Source organism: Synechococcus sp. W60.3, assembly GCF_047502615.1.
Classification (GTDB): domain Bacteria; phylum Cyanobacteriota; class Cyanobacteriia; order Thermostichales; family Thermostichaceae; genus Thermostichus.
This window is the reverse complement of the sequence record NZ_JANSHJ010000047.1, coordinates 1-1,490: the sequence shown is the minus strand read 5'-3', so window position 1 is coordinate 1,490 and position 1,490 is coordinate 1. Positions and strand designations below refer to the sequence as shown.

The 1,490-nt window shown below is 56.2% G+C and carries 3 protein-coding genes; all 3 read left to right on the top strand.

Annotated elements, in window-relative coordinates:
• A partial coding sequence (locus tag NW846_RS11805; protein ID WP_414516110.1) for a 5'-nucleotidase C-terminal domain-containing protein occupies nucleotides 1-356 on the top strand: 356 nt, incomplete at its 5' end.
• A 156-nt stretch (nucleotides 357-512) separates the two neighbouring features.
• Nucleotides 513-1,250 (top strand): nucleotide exchange factor GrpE, encoded by a 738-nt coding sequence (gene grpE, locus NW846_RS11800; RefSeq protein ID WP_414407151.1) that lies wholly within the window; start codon nucleotides 513-515, stop codon nucleotides 1,248-1,250.
• Between the two features lie 179 nt (nucleotides 1,251-1,429).
• A partial coding sequence (locus NW846_RS11795) for an Hsp70 family protein (protein WP_414347302.1) occupies nucleotides 1,430-1,490 on the top strand: 61 nt, incomplete at its 3' end.

The following is a 1,490-nucleotide window of genomic DNA, read 5'->3' as shown; positions in this document are numbered from 1 at the left end:
GCTACACCTTCGACCTCTACCACGGCATCGACTACTGCTTCGATCTCACCCGCCCCGTAGGAAAGCGCCTGGTGACCTTACAATTCCGCGGACAGCCGGTGGAACCAGCACAGACCTTTCGCCTGGCCATTAACCACTACCGAGCCGGCGGCGGCGGCGGTTACAGCATGTTCCAAGAAGCCCAAACCCTGTGGATCTCAGCCGATAGCATCCGCGACTTCCTGGTCTACTATATTCACACCCACTCCCCCATTCAACCCATCTACAGCCCCAACTGGCGCCTAATCCCCGACTTGGCCAAGATCTACTTCCCCGATTGCCTGGGCCGGCCACGGGAACATCTGCTGGTCGGCTAGGAAAGAAAAGATATTGACTTCAACTGGCTGAAAGAGAACCCGGTAGAATACGATCAACACAGAGCCTGGTTTGGCTGAGTGCAGCGGCGGTTTTGAAACTGCCAAACTGGGGATATCCGAGTCACTGCTCATTGCTAACACTTGCCGACATCGCCCATGACTGCCGAAGAGAAGCAACCGATGGCCCCAGAAGATACCTATCCTGAACTACAGGAAGAAGAGATCGACGTAGAGGCAGAGCTGGAGAAGCTGATTTTGGAAGATAGCGAAGCAGAAGCCGGTACCTCCTCCGGAGAAACCGCAGCTGAGCCTTCTCCAGATCCCGGTGAAGCTCTCAAGCAGCTCCAGCACGAGTTGGAAGTTGTCCGCCAGCAACTCAAAGAGAAAGAAGACGCCTACCTGCGCCTCTACGCCGATTTTGAAAACTACCGGCGGCGTACCCAGCGGGAAAAAGAAGAGTTCAGCCAAAAAGAACGGCAGAAATTTGTGCTGGAGATCTTGCCTGTTGTGGACAGCTTTGAGCGGGCTCAGCAGCAGCTGAAGCTGGAAACCGACCGCGAGCGGGAGTTGCACAACAGCTACCAGAGCGTCTACCGCCTGCTGGTGGAATGCCTGAAGAAGATGGGCGTCTCCCGCATGAAATCGGTGGGCCAGCCCTTCGACCCCAACCTGCACGAAGCCATAGCCCGTCAGCCCAGCCCAGACTATCCCGAGGATGTGGTAGCCATCGAATATCAGCCAGGTTACAAGCTGGGGGACTTGGTGATCCGTCATGCCATGGTGGCCGTCTCGGCGGGCAGCCCCAGCTCTGAACCATCCCCCCCAGCCCAAGCCACCATCGAAGCTGGTCCGGAAAACACGCCCGCCTCTCCCCAAAACCCTCAACCTTCCTAGCCGAACTTGCTCACTTGAACCTTGACAAACAGAGCCAGAGCAGTCTCAGAAACGCTACAGTAAAGCTACGGAGACGAAAGCAACGTCTGAAGGTTTCTGCGGGATTCTGGGCAGAATGCTTTTAAGATCCGTGGAATTGCGTTCTTGGGTTGAGACTTGGCGCACGGGGAGAGGGGGCTATGGGTAAAGTCATCGGGATTGACCTGGGAACCACCAACAGTTGCGTGGCGGTTTTGGAAG